This window comes from Bifidobacterium sp. (assembly GCF_051876855.1).
Classification (GTDB): Bacteria; Actinomycetota; Actinomycetes; order Actinomycetales; family Bifidobacteriaceae; genus Bifidobacterium.
This window is the reverse complement of record NZ_JBJEIH010000020.1, coordinates 1-16,543: the sequence shown is the minus strand read 5'-3', so window position 1 is coordinate 16,543 and position 16,543 is coordinate 1. Positions and strand designations below refer to the sequence as shown.

Annotated in this window: 30 protein-coding genes and 1 tRNA gene; all 31 read left to right on the top strand. The window is 59.7% G+C overall.

Annotated elements, in window-relative coordinates; translation table 11 throughout:
- Positions 1-266, top strand: a 266-nt coding sequence (gene rpsJ, locus ACI38B_RS01500) for a 30S ribosomal protein S10 (protein ID WP_439729226.1), incomplete at its 5' end; no start/stop codon positions are given.
- A 17-nt stretch (positions 267-283) separates the two neighbouring features.
- Positions 284-934 carry a 50S ribosomal protein L3 gene (rplC, locus tag ACI38B_RS01495; protein WP_439729225.1) on the top strand — a complete coding sequence of 217 codons (651 nt, stop codon included), beginning with the start codon at positions 284-286 and terminating at the stop codon, positions 932-934.
- Positions 935-938: 4 nt separating this feature from the next.
- Positions 939-1,604 carry a 50S ribosomal protein L4 gene (gene rplD, locus ACI38B_RS01490; RefSeq protein WP_015450971.1) on the top strand — a complete coding sequence of 222 codons (666 nt, stop codon included), beginning with the start codon at positions 939-941 and terminating at the stop codon, positions 1,602-1,604.
- Between the two features lie 5 nt (positions 1,605-1,609).
- Positions 1,610-1,906: a 50S ribosomal protein L23 gene (gene rplW / locus ACI38B_RS01485; RefSeq protein ID WP_015450970.1), complete on the top strand. Its 297-nt coding sequence runs from the start codon at positions 1,610-1,612 to the stop codon at positions 1,904-1,906.
- 35 nt (positions 1,907-1,941) lie between these two features.
- The gene (gene rplB, locus ACI38B_RS01480) at positions 1,942-2,772 is read left to right on the top strand and encodes a 50S ribosomal protein L2 (protein WP_015450969.1); all 831 of its coding nucleotides are present in this window, start codon (positions 1,942-1,944) and stop codon (positions 2,770-2,772) included.
- A gap of 15 nt (positions 2,773-2,787) precedes the next feature.
- Entirely contained in the window at positions 2,788-3,066 is a 279-nt protein-coding gene (gene rpsS / locus ACI38B_RS01475) for a 30S ribosomal protein S19 (protein WP_015450968.1), read from the top strand.
- A gap of 16 nt (positions 3,067-3,082) precedes the next feature.
- The gene (gene rplV / locus ACI38B_RS01470) at positions 3,083-3,442 is read left to right on the top strand and encodes a 50S ribosomal protein L22 (RefSeq protein WP_015450967.1); all 360 of its coding nucleotides are present in this window, start codon (positions 3,083-3,085) and stop codon (positions 3,440-3,442) included.
- A 2-nt stretch (positions 3,443-3,444) separates the two neighbouring features.
- Positions 3,445-4,263, top strand: a complete 819-nt coding sequence (gene rpsC / locus ACI38B_RS01465) for a 30S ribosomal protein S3 (protein WP_439729224.1) — start codon at positions 3,445-3,447, stop codon at positions 4,261-4,263.
- Between the two features lie 6 nt (positions 4,264-4,269).
- On the top strand, positions 4,270-4,689 hold the full coding sequence (gene rplP / locus ACI38B_RS01460; protein ID WP_015450965.1) for a 50S ribosomal protein L16: 420 nt from the start codon (positions 4,270-4,272) through the stop codon (positions 4,687-4,689).
- Positions 4,689-4,946: a 50S ribosomal protein L29 gene (gene rpmC, locus ACI38B_RS01455; RefSeq protein ID WP_015450964.1), complete on the top strand. Its 258-nt coding sequence runs from the start codon at positions 4,689-4,691 to the stop codon at positions 4,944-4,946. The genes rplP and rpmC overlap by 1 nt, the downstream gene beginning before the upstream one ends.
- Positions 4,947-4,948: 2 nt before the next feature.
- Positions 4,949-5,215 carry a 30S ribosomal protein S17 gene (gene rpsQ, locus ACI38B_RS01450; protein WP_015450963.1) on the top strand — a complete coding sequence of 89 codons (267 nt, stop codon included), beginning with the start codon at positions 4,949-4,951 and terminating at the stop codon, positions 5,213-5,215.
- A 70-nt stretch (positions 5,216-5,285) separates the two neighbouring features.
- Positions 5,286-5,654, top strand: coding sequence for a 50S ribosomal protein L14 (gene rplN / locus ACI38B_RS01445; RefSeq protein WP_015450962.1), 369 nt, complete (start codon positions 5,286-5,288; stop codon positions 5,652-5,654).
- Positions 5,655-5,990: a 50S ribosomal protein L24 gene (gene rplX, locus ACI38B_RS01440; RefSeq protein ID WP_015450961.1), complete on the top strand. Its 336-nt coding sequence runs from the start codon at positions 5,655-5,657 to the stop codon at positions 5,988-5,990.
- Positions 5,987-6,559, top strand: a complete 573-nt coding sequence (gene rplE, locus ACI38B_RS01435) for a 50S ribosomal protein L5 (RefSeq protein WP_015450960.1) — start codon at positions 5,987-5,989, stop codon at positions 6,557-6,559. Before rplX ends, rplE begins: the two co-directional genes overlap by 4 nt.
- A 1-nt stretch (position 6,560) precedes the next feature.
- A complete protein-coding gene (locus ACI38B_RS01430; RefSeq protein ID WP_003808046.1) occupies positions 6,561-6,746 on the top strand; it encodes a type Z 30S ribosomal protein S14 in 186 nt (61 codons plus the stop codon).
- Between the two features lie 88 nt (positions 6,747-6,834).
- Entirely contained in the window at positions 6,835-7,233 is a 399-nt protein-coding gene (gene rpsH / locus ACI38B_RS01425; RefSeq protein WP_015450959.1) for a 30S ribosomal protein S8, read from the top strand.
- A 17-nt stretch (positions 7,234-7,250) separates the two neighbouring features.
- Positions 7,251-7,790 carry a 50S ribosomal protein L6 gene (gene rplF, locus ACI38B_RS01420; RefSeq protein ID WP_015450958.1) on the top strand — a complete coding sequence of 180 codons (540 nt, stop codon included), beginning with the start codon at positions 7,251-7,253 and terminating at the stop codon, positions 7,788-7,790.
- A 1-nt stretch (position 7,791) separates the two neighbouring features.
- Positions 7,792-8,163: a 50S ribosomal protein L18 gene (gene rplR / locus ACI38B_RS01415; protein WP_015450957.1), complete on the top strand. Its 372-nt coding sequence runs from the start codon at positions 7,792-7,794 to the stop codon at positions 8,161-8,163.
- Complete coding sequence (gene rpsE, locus ACI38B_RS01410) at positions 8,160-8,888, top strand: 30S ribosomal protein S5 (protein WP_439729223.1); 729 nt, start codon at positions 8,160-8,162, stop codon at positions 8,886-8,888. Before rplR ends, rpsE begins: the two co-directional genes overlap by 4 nt.
- A complete protein-coding gene (gene rpmD / locus ACI38B_RS01405; RefSeq protein ID WP_015450955.1) occupies positions 8,888-9,070 on the top strand; it encodes a 50S ribosomal protein L30 in 183 nt (60 codons plus the stop codon). The genes rpsE and rpmD overlap by 1 nt, the downstream gene beginning before the upstream one ends.
- Positions 9,071-9,072: 2 nt before the next feature.
- Positions 9,073-9,531: a 50S ribosomal protein L15 gene (gene rplO / locus ACI38B_RS01400; RefSeq protein ID WP_044091627.1), complete on the top strand. Its 459-nt coding sequence runs from the start codon at positions 9,073-9,075 to the stop codon at positions 9,529-9,531.
- Positions 9,532-9,760: 229 nt separating this feature from the next.
- Positions 9,761-11,098: a preprotein translocase subunit SecY gene (gene secY / locus ACI38B_RS01395; protein ID WP_439729222.1), complete on the top strand. Its 1,338-nt coding sequence runs from the start codon at positions 9,761-9,763 to the stop codon at positions 11,096-11,098.
- A gap of 203 nt (positions 11,099-11,301) precedes the next feature.
- Complete coding sequence (locus tag ACI38B_RS01390; RefSeq protein ID WP_033505964.1) at positions 11,302-11,862, top strand: adenylate kinase; 561 nt, start codon at positions 11,302-11,304, stop codon at positions 11,860-11,862.
- Positions 11,863-12,018: 156 nt separating this feature from the next.
- Positions 12,019-12,237 carry a translation initiation factor IF-1 gene (gene infA / locus ACI38B_RS01385; RefSeq protein ID WP_015450951.1) on the top strand — a complete coding sequence of 73 codons (219 nt, stop codon included), beginning with the start codon at positions 12,019-12,021 and terminating at the stop codon, positions 12,235-12,237.
- 20 nt (positions 12,238-12,257) lie between these two features.
- A complete protein-coding gene (rpmJ, locus tag ACI38B_RS01380; RefSeq protein WP_003814578.1) occupies positions 12,258-12,371 on the top strand; it encodes a 50S ribosomal protein L36 in 114 nt (37 codons plus the stop codon).
- A gap of 125 nt (positions 12,372-12,496) precedes the next feature.
- Positions 12,497-12,874, top strand: coding sequence for a 30S ribosomal protein S13 (rpsM, locus tag ACI38B_RS01375; RefSeq protein ID WP_015450950.1), 378 nt, complete (start codon positions 12,497-12,499; stop codon positions 12,872-12,874).
- 77 nt (positions 12,875-12,951) lie between these two features.
- Positions 12,952-13,350 carry a 30S ribosomal protein S11 gene (gene rpsK / locus ACI38B_RS01370; RefSeq protein ID WP_022860898.1) on the top strand — a complete coding sequence of 133 codons (399 nt, stop codon included), beginning with the start codon at positions 12,952-12,954 and terminating at the stop codon, positions 13,348-13,350.
- Positions 13,351-13,429: 79 nt separating this feature from the next.
- The gene (locus tag ACI38B_RS01365; RefSeq protein ID WP_015450948.1) at positions 13,430-14,428 is read left to right on the top strand and encodes a DNA-directed RNA polymerase subunit alpha; all 999 of its coding nucleotides are present in this window, start codon (positions 13,430-13,432) and stop codon (positions 14,426-14,428) included.
- Positions 14,429-14,505: 77 nt separating this feature from the next.
- Positions 14,506-15,153: a 50S ribosomal protein L17 gene (gene rplQ, locus ACI38B_RS01360; RefSeq protein ID WP_439729221.1), complete on the top strand. Its 648-nt coding sequence runs from the start codon at positions 14,506-14,508 to the stop codon at positions 15,151-15,153.
- 193 nt (positions 15,154-15,346) lie between these two features.
- Entirely contained in the window at positions 15,347-16,246 is a 900-nt protein-coding gene (gene truA, locus ACI38B_RS01355) for a tRNA pseudouridine(38-40) synthase TruA (protein WP_439729220.1), read from the top strand.
- Positions 16,247-16,412: 166 nt separating this feature from the next.
- Positions 16,413-16,498: transfer RNA gene (locus ACI38B_RS01350), tRNA-Ser, on the top strand.
- Positions 16,499-16,543 lie beyond the last annotated feature (45 nt).

The window sequence follows — 16,543 nt, the reverse complement described above, 5'->3', positions numbered from 1 at the left end:
ATGAGGTCATCGACCAATCGGCGAAGAAAATCGTCGAGACGGTGACGAACGCGGGTGCCACTGTGGTGGGCCCGGTTCCTCTGCCGACCGAGAAGAACGTGTTCTGTGTTATTCGTTCTCCTCATAAGTACAAGGATTCTCGCGAGCATTTCGAGATGCGTACTCATAAGCGTCTCATCGACATCGTGGACCCGACCCCGAAGGCCGTGGACTCCCTGATGCACATTGATCTGCCTGCGGATGTCAACATCGAGATCAAGCTGTAAGGGAGGAGGGAACCGCTATGTCACAGAACAAGAATCGCACTGCACTGCTCGGCCGCAAGCTCGGCATGTCGCAGGTCTGGGATGAGAACGGCTTCTTCGTTCCCGTCACCCTGGTCGACGTGTCCACCAACGTGGTCACCGCAGTCAAGACCGAGGAAACCGACGGCTACAAGGCTGTCCAGCTCGGTTACGGCCAGATCGATCCGACGAAGGTGACCAAGCCGCTCGCTGGTCATTTCGCCAAGGCCGGTGTTACCCCGCGTCGTCACCTCGCAGAGGTGCGCACGGATAACGCCGAGGAGTACAAGCCCGGTCAGGAACTGACTGCCGAGCTGTTCTCCGAAGGTACGCTGGTGGACGTCACCGGCACCACCAAGGGCAAGGGCTTCGCCGGTACCATCAAGCGCTGGGGCTTCAAGTCCTATCGTCGTACTCACGGCTCTCACAAGAACGAGCGTCGCCCCGGTTCAGTCGGTGCATGCGCTACTCCGAGCCGTATTCTCAAGGGCAAGCGCATGGCCGGCCGTATGGGTCATGAGACCAACACCGTGCTGAGCCTTACCATCGTCTCCTCCGATGTCGAGAACGGCATCCTCGCTATCAAGGGCGCCATCCCGGGGCCCAAGGGCGGCATCGTTCTCGTCCGTTCGGCAGTGAAGGGAGCCTGAAACCATGGCAAACGTTACTCTGAACGTCACTGACGTCAAGGGACAGGCCGCTGGCACTGTTGAAGCGCCGGCTGAGATCTTCGGCATTTCCGCTGAAGACGTCCACGCCCACATCCCGCTGATTCACCAGGTGGTCATCGCGCAGCTCGCCGCGGCCCGTCAGGGCACCCATGCGGTGAAGAACCGTGCGAAGGTCTCCGGCGGCGGCAAGAAGCCGTGGAAGCAGAAGGGCACCGGCCGTGCACGCCAGGGCTCCATCCGCGCTCCGCAGTGGTACCACGGCGGCGTCGTCCACGGGCCGGTCCCGCGTGACTACAGCCAGCGCACCCCGAAGAAGATGAAGGCCGCAGCTCTGCGCTACATCCTCTCCGATCGCGCCAACGCCGGTCACATCGGTGTTATCGATTTCGGTGGCATCGAGACTCCGTCCACGAAGACCGCTGTTACCGCGCTGAACGCCGTGAGCTCCAATGAGTTCACCACTGTGGTGTTCTCCCGCGACAACATCAACGAGTGGCTGTCGGTGCGCAACATCCCGACCGTGCACCCGATCTTCGCGGATCAGCTCAACACGTACGACGTGGTCACCGCCAAGTATGTCGTCTTCTCGAAGGAAGGCTTCGACGCCTTCGTTGCGGCGAAGACGAAGTCGGCCACGAAGGAGGCCTGATCCACATGGTCGCTATTCACAAGCCAGCACACGACATCATCCTCAAGCCTGTTGTCTCTGAGAAGAGCTACGCCGAGTCCGATCGCGGCCGCTACACCTTCGTTGTGGCGCCGAACGCGAACAAGGTGCAGATCAAGCAGGCCATCGAAGAGATCTTCAATGTCAAGGTGACGAATGTCAACACCCTCAACCGCGCGGGCAAGCGCAAGCGCACCCGTACCGGTTTCGGTCAGCGCGTCAATCAGAAGCGCGCGATCGTGACCGTGGCCGAGGGCCAGACGATCGACATCTTCGGTAACTGAAGGCTAGCCGAGAAAGTCAAAGGAAGAACTACATTATGGCTATCCGCGTTTATAAGCCGACGACTGCAGGCCGTCGCAACGCGTCCGTGTCGGATTTCTCCGACGTCACGCGCTCCACGCCTGAGAAGTCGCTGGTTCGCAAGCTCACCAAGACCGGCGGTCGTAACTCTTATGGCCGTATGACCTCCCGCCATCGCGGCGGCGGCCACAAGCGCCAGTACCGTCTCATCGACTTCAAGCGTTGGGACAAGGACGGCGTGCCGGCGAAGGTCGCTCACATCGAGTACGACCCGAACCGTTCGGCCCGCATTGCGCTGCTGCACTATGCAGATGGTGAGAAGCGCTACATCATCGCTCCGGAAGGCGTCAAGCAGGGCGACATCATTGAGACCGGCGAACAGGCCGATATCAAGCCCGGCAACAACCTGCCGCTGCGCAACATCCCGACCGGTACCATCGTGCACGCCATCGAGCTCCGCCCGCTGGGCGGCGCAAAGATTGCGCGTTCTGCTGGTGCTGCCGTTCAGCTCGTCGCTAAGGACGGCGCTTACGCCCAGCTGCGTATGCCGTCCGGCGAAATCCGCAACGTCGATGCTCGTTGCCGCGCGACCGTCGGTGAGGTCGGCAATGCCGATCACGCCAACGTCCAGCTCGGTAAGGCAGGTCGCGCCCGCTGGATGGGCAAGCGCCCGATCACTCGTGGTGAGTCCATGAACCCGGTCGACCACCCGCATGGCGGTCGTACTCGTGGTGGCAAGCCGCCAGTGTCTCCGTGGGGCAAGGGCGAAGTTCGTACTCGCCGTCCGAAGAAGGCTTCGAACAAGATGATTGTTCGTCGTCGTCCGAATGGTAAGAACCGCAAGTAAGGGAGTGTCGAGTAGATGACTCGTAGCATCAAGAAGGGCCCATTCGTCGACGCCCACTTGCAGAAGAAAGTCGACGAGCAGAACGAGAAGGGCACGCACAACGTCATCAAGACGTGGTCGCGCCGTTCGATGATCACCCCGGACTTCATCGGCCACACCTTCGCCGTCCATGACGGTCGCAAGCATGTGCCGGTGTTCGTCACCGAGGCAATGGTTGGCCACAAGCTCGGCGAGTTCGCCCCGACCAAGACCTTCAAGGGTCATGTGAAGGACGACAAGAAGGCACGCCGCTAAAGAGGAGACAAGACACATGGAAGCTAAAGCAATCGCTCGTCACGTCCGCGTGACGCCGCGCAAGGCTCGCCGCATGGTCGACCTCATCCGAGGCAAGCGTGCGACCGACGCCATCACCATTCTCAAGTTCGCTCCTCAGTCCGCCGCACTGCCCGTGCGCAAGACTCTGGAGAGCGCTATCGCCAACGCTCGCGTGAAGGCCGACAAGGCCGGCGAGCCGTTCCGCGAGAACGACCTGTTCATCAAAGAGACCTACGTGGACGAAGGCGTGACGCTCAAGCGTTTCCGCGCTCGTGCCCAGGGCCGTGCCGCTCGCATCAACAAGCGCACCAGCCACATCACGGTCGTTGTCGCTAGCAAGGAAGGAGCCCGCTAAAGATGGGTCAGAAGATCAATCCCTTTGGCTATCGCCTGGGTATCACTGAGAACCATCGTTCCAAGTGGTTCTCCGATTCCAACAAGGTTGGCGAGCGTTACCGTGACTTCGTGCTTGAGGATGACAAGATCCGCAAGGCGCTGAGCAAGGATCTCGAGCGTGCGGGCGTGTCCCGTATCGTCATCGAGCGTACCCGTGACCGCGTGCGTGTGGACATCCACACCGCCCGCCCGGGCATCGTGATCGGCCGCCGTGGTGCTGAGGCTGAGCGCGTTCGCGCCAAGCTCGAGAAGCTCACCGGCAAGCAGGTCCAGCTCAACATCTTCGAAGTGAAGAACGCAGCTCTTGACGCTCAGCTCGTTGCCCAGAGCATCGCTGAGCAGCTGACCAACCGCGTTACTTTCCGCCGTGCCATGCGCAAGGCGGAGCAGGACGCGATGCGTGCCGGCGCCAAGGGTATCCGTATCAAGCTCTCCGGCCGTCTCGGCGGTGCGGAAATGAGCCGTTCCGAGTTCTATCGCGAGGGTCGCGTTCCGCTGCAGACTCTCCGCGCCCTCATCGATTACGGCTTCTTCGAAGCCCGCACCACTTACGGCCGTATCGGCGTGAAGGTGTGGATCTACAAGGGTGATATGACTGAGACTCAGTTCGAAGAGCAGCAGGCTCAGCAGAACAACAGCCGTCCGGGTCGTCGTGGCGATCGTCGCCCGCGCCGTGGCGGTCAGCGTTCCGCTCAGTCCAAGCCTGCGACCGAAGCCGCTCAGGTGGCCCCGGCTGCAGCCGAAGCTGAGGCTCCTGCCGCAACGGAAACGAAGGAGTGAGCTGGAATGCTTATCCCAAAGAGAGTTAAATACCGCAAGCAGCATCGCCCGGACCGTCATGGTATGTCCAAGGGCGGCAACGAGATCGCTTTTGGCGATTACGGCATCCAGGCGCTTGCCCCGGCTTATGTGACGAACCGTCAGATTGAAGCCGCACGTATCGCCATGACCCGCTACATCAAGCGTGGTGGCCGCGTGTGGATTACGATCTTCCCGGATCGCCCGCTGACCAAGCACCCGCTCGGCGCCCGAATGGGTTCCGGTAAGGGCGCGCCTGAGTTCTGGATCGCCGATATCCACCCCGGTCGAGTCATGTTCGAGATCGGTGGTGTCTCGGAGGATGTCGCTCACGAGGCTCTGCGCCGCGCTATCGACAAGCTCCCCATGAAGTGCCGTATTATCGCGCGTGAAGGCGGTGACATCTGATGCCAGTCGGAACTGCAGACTATTCCATCAAGAATCTCAACGAGAAGACCAATGCGGAAATCGAGGGCTTCCTCAAGAAGTCCAAGGAAGAGCTGTTCAACCTGCGCTTCCAGCACGCAACCGGCCAGCTCGAAAACACCGCCCGTCTCAAGGCTGTCAAGCGCGACATCGCCCGGATGTACACCGTCCTGCGCGAACGCGAACTCGGTATCACCGAGGAGCCTGAGGCTGCGGATACGAAAGCTGAGGAGAAGTAAGCATGGCTGAAAAGCAAGAGCGTAACTTCCGCAAGGTTCGTCGCGGTTACGTCGTGTCCGAAGCTATGGACAAGACGATCACCGTCGAGCTCGAGCAGCGTTCGACCCACCCGCTGTACGGCAAGGTCGTCCGCTCCACCCGCAAGGTCAAGGCCCATGATGAACACAACGAAGCCCACGTTGGCGACCTCGTGAGTATTATGGAGACTCGGCCTCTGAGCAAGACCAAGCGTTGGCGTCTCGATAGCATTATCGAGCGCGCCAAGTAACAAGTTCGGCAAGGCTCCGCGATCACCCGCAAGGGTGCTCGGGGAGAACCAGCTCGGCTAAGGAGAATCAATGATTCAGCAGGAAACGCGGCTTCATGTCGCCGACAACACGGGTGCCAAGGAGATCTTGGCCATCCGAGTGCTCGGCGGATCGAAGCGACGCTATGCCGGCATCGGCGACGTGATCGTCGCCACCGTCAAGGACGCCATTCCTGGCGGGTCGGTCAAGAAGGGCGACGTGGTGAAAGCCGTTGTCGTCCGCACCGTCAAGGAACACCGCCGTGCGGATGGTTCCTACATCAAGTTCGACGAGAACGCCGCTGTGCTCCTCGGCTCCGGCCAGGAACCCAAGGGCACTCGTATCTTCGGACCGGTCGGTCGTGAGCTGCGCGACAAGCGCTTCATGAAGATCGTGTCCCTCGCTCCGGAGGTGATCTGAATGGTAGCCAAGATCAAGAGCGGCGACCAGGTCAAGGTCATCCGCGGCAAGGATCGCGGCAAGGAAGGCAAAGTCTTGCGTGTGCTGCCCAACGATCGACTGATCGTTGAGGGTGTGCAGATTGTCAAGAAGCATGTCCGTGCCACTCAGCAGGGCCAGCAGTCCGGCATCGTTCCGGTCGAGGCTCCGATCCATCGCTCCAACGTGATGCTGATCGACCCAGAGACCAAGCAGCCGACCCGCGTTGGCGTGGTCGTTAAGCAGGAGGCTCGTGACGGCAAGGTGAAGACCGTGCGCGTGCGTGTCGCCAAGAAGTCCGGAAAGGAGCTGGCATGACCGATACCACAGTCGAAGCGCCGGCAACTCCGCGCTTGAAGCAGAAGTACTTCGACCAGATCGTGCCTGAGCTCGAGAAGGAATTCAAGTATTCCAACCCGATGCAGGTTGCTCGTCTGCAGAAGGTCGTCGTCTCCATGGGTGTCGGTGCCGCTGCCCGCGACTCCAAGCTCATCGAAGGTGCTGTGAAGGACCTGACGGCCATCACCGGTCAGAAGCCGAAGATCACCCACGCGAAGAAGTCTGTCGCGCAGTTCCATCTGCGTGAGGGCCAGGCCATTGGCGCGTACGTCACGCTCCGCGGCGACCGCATGTGGGAGTTCCTCGACCGTCTTCTGACGCTGGCTCTGCCGCGTATCCGCGATTTCCGCGGCATCGACGGCAACCAGTTCGACGGCCAGGGCAACTACAACTTCGGTCTCACCGAGCAGTCTATGTTCCACGAGATCGATCCTGATTCCATTGACCACGTCCGTGGTATGGACATCACCGTGGTGACGAACACCAAGGACGACAAGGAAGCCCGCGTGCTGCTCAAGCACCTCGGTTTCCCCTTCAAGGAGAACTGAAATGGCAAAAACCGCTCTGAAGAACAAGGCGGCCGCCAAGCCGAAGTTCAAGGTGCGCGCCTACACGCGTTGCCAGGTTTGTGGTCGTCCCCACTCCGTGTACCGCAAGTTCGGCCTGTGCCGCATCTGCCTTCGCGAGAAGGCTCACCGTGGCGAGCTGCCCGGAGTTACGAAGTCCAGTTGGTAAACATCGACGCTGAAGGTCCGCGGCCCGATCGGGTGCACAGCACCCGTGAGGGCGGCGGAAACCACGGCGAGAAAGGGCGTTAGCCCACATGACAATGACAGATCCGATCGCAGACATGCTCACGCGTCTGCGTAATGCGAGCGCGGCAAAGCACCAGACCGTGGATATGCCGTACTCCAAGTTCAAGGCGAACATCGCCGAGATCCTCAAGCGTGAAGGCTACATCGCCGATTTCACGGCGAAGGAAGCTAAGGTCGGCCAGACCCTCGAAATCACGCTGAAGTATGGTCCTCACGGCGAGCGTTCCATCCAGGGCATCAAGCGTATTTCGAAGCCGGGCATGCGTCGCTATGCGAAGTCCGACTCCCTGCCGATGCCGCTCGGTGGCCTCGGCGTCGCCATCATCTCGACAAGCTCGGGATTGCTGACCCAGAAGGAATGCCTCGACCGGGGCATCGGCGGCGAAATCGTCGCTTACGTTTGGTGAGAAAGGAGAGCTGAAACATGGCATCGCATATTGGTAAGCTCCCCGTCACCATCCCGGCTGGCGTGGAAGTCAAGATTGAAGGTCAGACCTTCTCCACCAAGGGCCCGAAGGGCTCTGATTCCTTCGTGATTCCGGAAGGCATCACCGGCAAGGTTGAAGGCAACGAAATCATCCTGACCCCGGCCGACGATCTGCGTCCGACCCGTGCCAAGCACGGTCTGGCCCGCTCGATCATCGCGTCCATGGTCAAGGGCGTGCACGAGGGCTACACCAAGACCCTCGACATCGTCGGCACTGGTTACCGCGCGCAGCTCAAGGGCAAGAGCATCGAGTTCTCCCTCGGCTACTCGCACACCATCACCGTCGATCCGCCTGAAGGCATCGAGTTCGAACTGCCGAACGCCAACCAGGTGATCGTCAAGGGCTCCGACAAGCAGGCCGTTGGCCAGGCTGCCGCGAACATCCGCAAGCTTCGTGCTCCGGAACCCTACAAGGGCAAGGGCATCAAGTACAGCGACGAGCACATCCTGCGCAAGGCTGGAAAGGCTGGTAAGTGATATGAGCGTCAAGATTTTCGGCAAGGGCAAGAAGTTCTCCCGTCTTCGTCGTCACGCCCGCCTGCGCAAGCGCATTTCCGGTACCCCGGAGCGTCCGCGCCTGGTGGTCACCCGTTCCAACCGTCACATGGTCGCCCAGATTGTGGACGATACCAAGGGCATTACCTTGGCAAGCGCTTCCACTATGTCCCACGATTTCGATGGGTTCGAAGGCAACAAGACCGAAGCGGCCAAGAAGGTCGGTGAACTTGTCGCTCAGCGCGCCAAGGACGCCGGTATCACCAAGGTCGTGTTCGACCGCGGTGGCTACAAGTACCATGGTCGCGTCGCAGCTGTTGCTGATGGCGCCCGCGAGGGAGGTCTGGCACTGTGAGCGATAACGAGAAGGAAACCCAAGTGGCTGAAGAAACTCAGAACACTCAGGCTGCTGCAGAGAACAACGACGAGCGCAAGTCCCGTCGTGGCCAGCGCGGTGAAGGCCGTCGTGGCGAGCGTCGCAACCGTCGTGAAGAGAATCACGGCGACGAGCTGCTCGATCGCGTGGTCACCATCAACCGCGTGTCCAAGACCCACAAGGGTGGTCGTACCTTCAGCTTCGCCGCCCTCGTGGTTGTCGGCGACGGCAAGGGCACTGTGGGTGTCGGCTATGGCAAGTCCCGTGAGGTCCCGGCGGCTATCGCCAAGGGCCAGCTGGACGCCAAGAAGCACATGTTCACCGTTCCGCGCGTCAAGGGCACCATCACCCATCCGGTGATCGGTCATGACGCCGCTGGCACTGTGATGCTTCGCCCGGCCGCCCCCGGTACCGGCGTTATCGCCGGCGGTGCTGTCCGCGCCGTCATGGAGTGCGCTGGTATCTCCGACATCCTCACCAAGTCCATGGGCTCCGCAACCGCGGTGAACGTGGTCCGTGCAACCGTGGCTGCCCTCAAGCAGCTCGAAGAGCCGGAAGAGATTGCGGCGCGCCGTGGTCTTACGCTCGAAGAGGTTGCTCCGGATGCTCTGCTGCGCGCTCGCGCCGAGGGCATCGCTGAGGCCCGCAAGGCCCGTGAGGAAGCCCAGGCCAAGGCAGCCGCTGAAACGAAGGATGGTGAGTGATGGCCAATCTGAAGATCACCCTGATCCACGGTGTGGTGAACACCACCCCACGCCAGCGTGCTACGGTGCAGACCCTGGGCCTGCACAAGATCGGCCAGAGCGTCGTCCGTGAGGACACCGCCGCCAACCGTGGCCTGGTCAACGCTGTGCGCCACCTGGTCACCGTCGAGGAGGCTGACTGATTATGGCAAACGAAGAAGCAGACATCCTGCAAATGCATGATCTGCACCCGGCTCCGGGAGCCAAGAAGGACCGTATCCGCGTTGGTCGCGGTGAAGGTTCCAAGGGCAAGACCTCGGGCCGTGGCGCCAAGGGCACCAAGAAGCGCTATCAGGTTCGTCCTGGCTTCGAAGGCGGACAGCTGCCGCTGTACATGCGTCTTCCGAAGCTGCGCGGCTTCAAGAGCCCGTTCAAGCAGGTCTACCAGGTCGTCAACATCGCTACGCTGAACGAGCTGTTCCCTGAGGGCGGCGAAGTAACCGTGGCCGATCTGGTCAAGAAGCACGCCGTGCGTGCTGGCAACCCGGTTAAGATCCTGGGCGATGGAGACACCAAGCTGGCGTTCACCATCAAGGGCGTGAAGGCTTCGGCCTCCGCTAAGGCAAAGATCGAGGCTGCGGGCGGCTCCATCTCCGAGAACTGAACTCGGTGATGCTTGCCTGCTAGACAAGCTGATGTGACCCTCTCCTGTACTAGGGGAGGGTCACATCGTATTCAGTACCGTACCCGCGGTTCCCACAATACCGCCCGCGATATCTCATGTGCATCGACGCGCGTTAGGTAGACGGCATAGGGTAGACTGTGGAACTTAGAGTGTGACATTGCACGTTCGCGTGGTTTCCTCGCGCAAGACATAAGGGAAGGAACCCCAGGTGAGGACGTTAATCCAGGCCTTCAAGACCAAGGAATTGAGGAATAAGATCCTCTTTGTACTTGGCATGATCATCATTTACCGTATCGGCTCATTCATCCCAACGCCGGGCGTCGACGTCAAAGTCGTCCAGCAGTGCGTCGGCAAGATGAGCACGGTCTCCGAGAACTTCATCGGTCTGGTCAACCTCTTCTCCGGCGGCGCCATGCTCCAGCTGTCGATCTTCGCACTGGGCGTCATGCCGTACATCACGGCATCCATCGTTATCCAGCTGCTGCGTGTGGTCATTCCTCGTTTCGAAATGCTGCACAAGGAAGGCCAGTCCGGCGAAGCGAAGCTCACGCAGTATACCCGTTATCTGACCATCGGCTTGGCTGTGCTCCAGTCCACCACCATCCTGGTCACCGCGCGTTCCGGAGCGCTGTTCAACTACCAGTGCTCGCAGGTCATCCCGAATGATTCGGTATGGAATCTGGTCGTCATGGTCCTCATCATGACCGGCGGCACCGGCTTCATCATGTGGATGGCCGAGCTCATCACCGATAAGGGCATCGGCCAGGGTATGTCCATCCTTATCTTCATGTCCATCTGCTCCGGCTTCCTGCCGCAGCTGTGGGAAATCGGTTGGGGCACCAACGGCAAGGACGGCAACTGGACCAAGTTCGGCATCGTCGTCGGTGTTCTGCTCGTCATCATGATTTTCGTCGTGTATGTCGAACTTGCTCAGCGCCGGATCCCGGTGCAGTACACGCGCCGCATGATCGGCCGTAAGATGTACGGCGGTTCGTCCACCTACCTGCCGCTTAAGATCAACATGAGCGGCGTCATCCCGCCGATTTTCGCATCCTCGATCCTGTCTATCCCGACACTGATCGCGCAGTTCGGCAACAGCGACCAAAGCTGGGTCAAGTGGATCAACACCAACCTCGCCAGCACCACCACAGTGTGGTACATCGTGCTGTATGCCATCCAGATTGTGTTCTTCACCTTCTTCTACACGTCCATCACCTTCGATCCTGACGAAGTTGCCGACAACATGAAGGATTACGGCGGGTTCATCCCGGGGATTCGCGCCGGTAGCGCAACGAGCCGTTACCTCGGCTATGTGATGAACCGTCTTGATACGGTGGGCGCCATCTACCTGCTCTTCGTGGCACTCATCCCGACTGTGCTCATCATGTCCATGCAGCTGAACAACCGTCTGCCCTTCGGTGGCACGACGATTCTGATCATTGCAGGCGTCGGCCTTGACACCCTGCGTCAGGCGAAGGCTCAGACCGAGCAGTTCCAGTACACTGGATTCCTGTTCGAGCACACCGAGCACGTCGAAGGCAAGTAACCACAACCGCAACCGGGTACGGTCCTTGAGGCCGTACCCGAACTGTTATCCGCAGCTGCACAATGATGCGAGCACAGATAGCAGAACCGTCGTCACATTGTGCGACATGCAAATTGTGCGCGGCCAACTCCGAGCCTTCGGGTCAGGATACGAGGTCGCGGATCATTGGCTCATCAAGCCAGCAACCACAGGAAAGGAACACCATGCGTCTGCTGATCATGGGACCGCAGGGCGTCGGCAAGGGAACTCAGGCCGCTCTGCTGAGCAAGCATTACAACATTCCGGCGATTTCCACCGGAGATATCTTCCGCTACAACCTGAAGAACCACACGGAGCTCGGCAAGCAGGCACAGGCATATATCGACAAGGGCGAACTCGTGCCGGACGAGCTGACGAACTCAATCGTCAAGGATCGTCTTGCCAAAGACGATACCCGCAATGGTTGGATTCTTGACGGGTATCCGCGTAACGCCGCCCAGGTCGAGGCGCTCGACAAGATGCTTGACGAGCTGGGAACCCCGTTGGATTATGCTGTCGCGCTCGACGCAGCTCAGGATGTCCTGCTGGAACGCATGAAGAAGCGTGCAGCCGAGGAAGGCCGTTCCGACGACACCCCGGAAGCAATCGCGAAGCGTCTTGAGACCTATGCGAAGGAGACCGCACCGCTGCTTGACATCTATCGCAACCGCGGCAAGCTCGTCAGCGTCAATGGCGTCGGCGAAATCGAGGCAATTAACAAGGAAATCATCGCCAAGCTCGGCTGACGATCAAAGGCGGTCCTATACCCGACGAACCGCATGATTATCGAAGCTGGTGGTGCAACACGCCGTGTGTTGCACCACCAGCTTTTCGTGTATTATTGCAATTTGGTGTGTCTTCGGATACCCATAGTAATTCGTCTGAGGAACGGAACGAGGCTCATGGCAAAAGACGGTGTGATTGAAGTCGAAGGCAAGGTGGTGGAAGCACTGCCGAACGCGATGTTTCGCGTAGAACTTGAGAACAAGCACATCGTGCTGGCAACGATTTCCGGAAAGATGCGCAAGAACTACATCCGTATTCTTCCGCAGGACCGGGTTGTGCTGGAGATGAGCCCCTACGATCTGAACCGCGGGCGTATTACGTACCGTTACAAGTAAGGTACAAGCAAAGGAAAACCATGAAGGTCAGCCCTAGTGTGAAGAGGATCTGCGAAAACTGCCGCGTGATCCGTCGTCACGGCCGCGTCATGGTGATCTGCACGAACCCGCGCCACAAGCAGCGTCAGGGCTGAGCAGATTTCCAGCGGCATATGAACAGACACTGAATCACAGCGCATGCTGAACCCCGGGTACGCAGGCCCGGGCCGGGAAACCGGGCGATTCGGTGTGAGACCTGCGCAAAACAAAAGGAATCGCAATGGCACGTCTTGCCGGAGTCGACATCCCAAATGAGAAGCGTATCGAGATTGCGCTCACCTACATCTTTGGTGTGGGCCGCACTCGTGCGAAGGAAACGCTTGCCGCGACCGGAATCAATCCGGATACCCGCGTCAAGGATCTTACGGATGAGCAGCTCATCACGCTGCGCGACTATCTTGAAGCCAACTACAAGATCGAAGGCGATCTGCGTCGTGAAATCGATGCGGACATCCGTCGTAAGATCCAGATCAACTGCTACCAAGGCCAGCGTCACCGTAGGGGACTTCCTGTGCGCGGTCAGCGCACCAAGACCAACGCCCGCACCCGCAAGGGCCCGAAGCGTACGGTCGCCGGAAAGAAGAAGGCCACCAAGTAAGGTGGCGTGCCCCGGGCCACGAGTAGGACTAGCTCATCGCCCGGGCATTCAAGTTCGTTACTAGGAAACGAGGGTCAATGGCAGCTACAAAGCAAGCCGCGCGCAAGCCGCGTCGCCGGGACCGCAAGTCGGTGCCGGTCGGGCAGGCGCACATCAAGTCCACTTTCAATAACACCATCATCTCGATTACGGACCCGTCCGGAGCGGTTGTCTCCTGGGCGTCCGGTGGCGATGTCGGTTTCAAGGGCTCCCGTAAGTCCACGCCGTACGCCGCTGGCATGGCCGCCGAATCCGCTGCCCGCAAGGCAATGGAACACGGCGTCAAGAAGGTCGACGTATTCGTGAAGGGCCCGGGTTCCGGTCGTGAAACCGCCATCCGTTCCCTGCAGTCCGCCGGACTCGAGGTCGGTTCCATCACCGACGTCACCCCACAAGCGCATAACGGCGTTCGTCCTCCGAAGCGTCGTCGCGTCTGAGCACTTTTACAATCCACCCATCCAACCCGCTTATGGCCGGTGAGTGCACCACCGATCAGAAGCTGAAAGGATAACCACAGTGCTTATCGCACAGCGTCCGACACTTACCGAGGAATCTCTCAATCCACAGCGCTCACGTTTCGTGATCGAGCCGCTCGAGCCTGGCTTCGGCTATACGCTCGGCAACTCCCTGCGCCGCACGCTGCTCAGCTCCATCCCCGGGGCGGCAGTCACTTCGGTCCGCATCTCCGGCGCCCTGCATGAGTTCACAACTCTGCCTGGCGTGGTCGAGGATGTAACCGAGATCCTGCTCAACATCAAGGGCATCGTGCTGACCAGCGAATACGACGAGCCAGTGGTCATGTATCTGCGCAAAAGCGGTAAGGGCGAGGCTACGGCGGGAGATATCACGCCGCCTGCCGGCGTCACCATCGCTAATCCGGATCTGCACATCGCCACGCTCGAAGACGATGGCGAACTCGAAATCGAGTTCACCGTCGAACGCGGCCGCGGTTATGTGCCTGCTCAGATGAACAAGCAGGATAACGACGAAATCGGCCGCATTCCGGTTGATTCGATCTACTCCCCGGTCCTCAAGGTGAGCTACAAGGTCGAGGCCACTCGCGTGGAACAGCGCACGGACTTCGACAAGCTCATTCTGGACGTGGAGACCAAGCCCGCCATTTCGCCGCGTGATGCGGTGGCTTCGGCCGGCTCGACCCTGGTTGAGCTTTTCGGCTTGTGCCGTGAGCTCAATGCTCAGGCCGAGGGCGTCGAGGTTGGTCCGGCACCGGTTGCCGAAGAGACCAACCCTGAGATGTCCATCCCGATCGAGGATCTCAATCTCACGCAGCGCAGCTACAACTGCCTCAAGCGTGAGGGGATTCACACCATCGGCGAGCTGGTGTCCCACACCGAGCAGGATCTGCTCGATATCCGCAATTTCGGTATGAAGTCCATCGACGAAGTCAAGGAGAAGCTGCAAGGTTTCGGCCTGTCGCTCAAGCCTTCGCCACTCGGAGGATTTGATACCAACAACCTCGAAGGTGGCACGTTCTTCTCGCCGGAAGATGAGTGAACCGCCCCTTTGACCAACCGTTCCTGATCGGATGTTCGGGCATCTGCCCACCTGAGCGGGAACAATAAGGAGTAAACATGCCAAAACCGAAGAAAGGCCCACGTCTGGCGTCGAGCCCGGCACATGAGCGCCTGATGCTCGCGAACATGGCGACCAGCCTGTTCCGTAACGGCAGCATCAAGACCACCCTGCCGAAGGCAAAGCGTCTGCGTCCGCTGGCCGAGCGCCTGATCACCTTCGCCAAGCGTGGTGATCTGCACTCTCGCCGTCGCGTGATGCGCGTCATTCGCGACAAGTCCATCGTCCACAAGCTCTTCACCGAGATTGCCGAGCAGATGGAACAGCGTGAGGGTGGCTACACCCGTATCGTCAAGATCGCTCCGCGTCGTGGTGATTCCGCTCCGCAGGCCATCATCGAGCTCGTCACCGAGCCGGTTGCCAAGAAGGCTGTCGTGAAGGAAGCTGAAGCTGCTGCCAAGACCGCTGCGAAGGAAGACAGCGAGGCTGTTGCCGCTGCCGCCGATGCCGCGATCGCTGATGGTGCTGCTGCTGATGCCGTTGAGCAGGCTGTAGCCGCCAACGAGTCCGGCAACGATGTCGCCGCTGCTGACGCCGCCGCTGTTGACCTCGACAAGACCGCGGATGCCGCGGATGCCGAGGCTGCTGAGCAGGCTGAGGAAGCCGACGTGGCTGATGATGCTGAGAAGGCTGCCGACGAGAAGTGAGTGAACAGTCACCTTTCGTGACTTTTCCACAACACTGATGACGGGGGTCGGATCCATACGGGTCCGACCCCCGTTGTCGTATGTGACCGCAAATCTGAGGCATTGTCACGAGGCGTATGCCGTACGTGTTTTTTGACTGTCGCTTGCCCCCGATTGACGGCACAATTTTTGCCAAAGTCGTATACTTGAGCCGATGAGATTGAGAATTGACCTTTCCTACGATGGTGGCGGATATCATGGCTGGGCGCGACAGCCAGGACTGCGCACAGTACAAGGCGAACTGGAACATGCGTTGGCGACCATTCTTCGACTTGCTGACGAGCGGGAGGTTCGCGTCACCGTCGCAGGCCGAACCGATACTGGCGTACACGCATTGGGGCAGGTGTGCCACGTCGATATATCGCCAGAGATTCTCGACTCATGCATCGGCCATATGCAGGCGAATGGTGTCGAGGCTTTAGAGCGTCGCCTCAAGCATGTGTTGCCCGAAGATATCGTTATCCGTTCTATTTGCCGCGCGCCTGAGGGCTTTGACGCGCGATTCTCCGCACTGGAGCGCACTTATGTCTACCGGATTTGTGATGCAGGTCGGCCGGTGGACCCCAGGATGCGTGGATTTGTGACGGCAATCCCGGATCGACTTGATTTGGGCCTGATGAACGAGGCTGCCCGGATGACCGTAGGCTTGCACGATTTCGGCTCGTTCGCGACACCGAATCCTGGAGGTACGACCATCAGGGAGGTCAAGCGCGCTCACTGGGACAGGATCCCGGATGCGCCGCTGGTGACGGGGGATTCCGATGCGGCAGGGTATCGGGTGTCCGTTCTTGAGTCAGGGCTGGTCTGTTTCACAATCGTCGCCGATGCGTTCGCCCACAATATGGTGCGTTCATTGGTCAATGCTTGCGTGCAGGTGGGCAGAGGCAGGAAAAGTCTGGACTGGTTCGCGCACAAAATGGCCGAGCCGGTTCGTGAGGGTTCGACCGGGCCTATCGATGCGCGCGGACTGACGCTGGAGCATGTGTCTTACCCTCCGGATGATGAACTGGCTGCGCGTGCCGAGGCAATCAGGGCGAAGCGCACCTTGGAATAGCTGTTCGAACGCAAGTTAGTCGCACATGCTTGAGTCGGCATGACTCGAGAACAGCTTGGTGGTGATATTATCGCATCATTGCGACACGCGGGATAGATGCGCGTGAAATTGTCCTATAATAATCAGGTTGCATGTTTTCTGCGGTCATCGCAGTGACGAGCGACTTGGATGAGTGTCCGAGCGGTCGAAGGAGCACGCCTCGAAAGCGTGTGAGGGCGAAACCCTCCGCGAGTTCGAATCTCGCCTCATCCGCAGTACCCCGTGGGTTCCACCCGCGGGGTTTCTTGTTATCAAGCC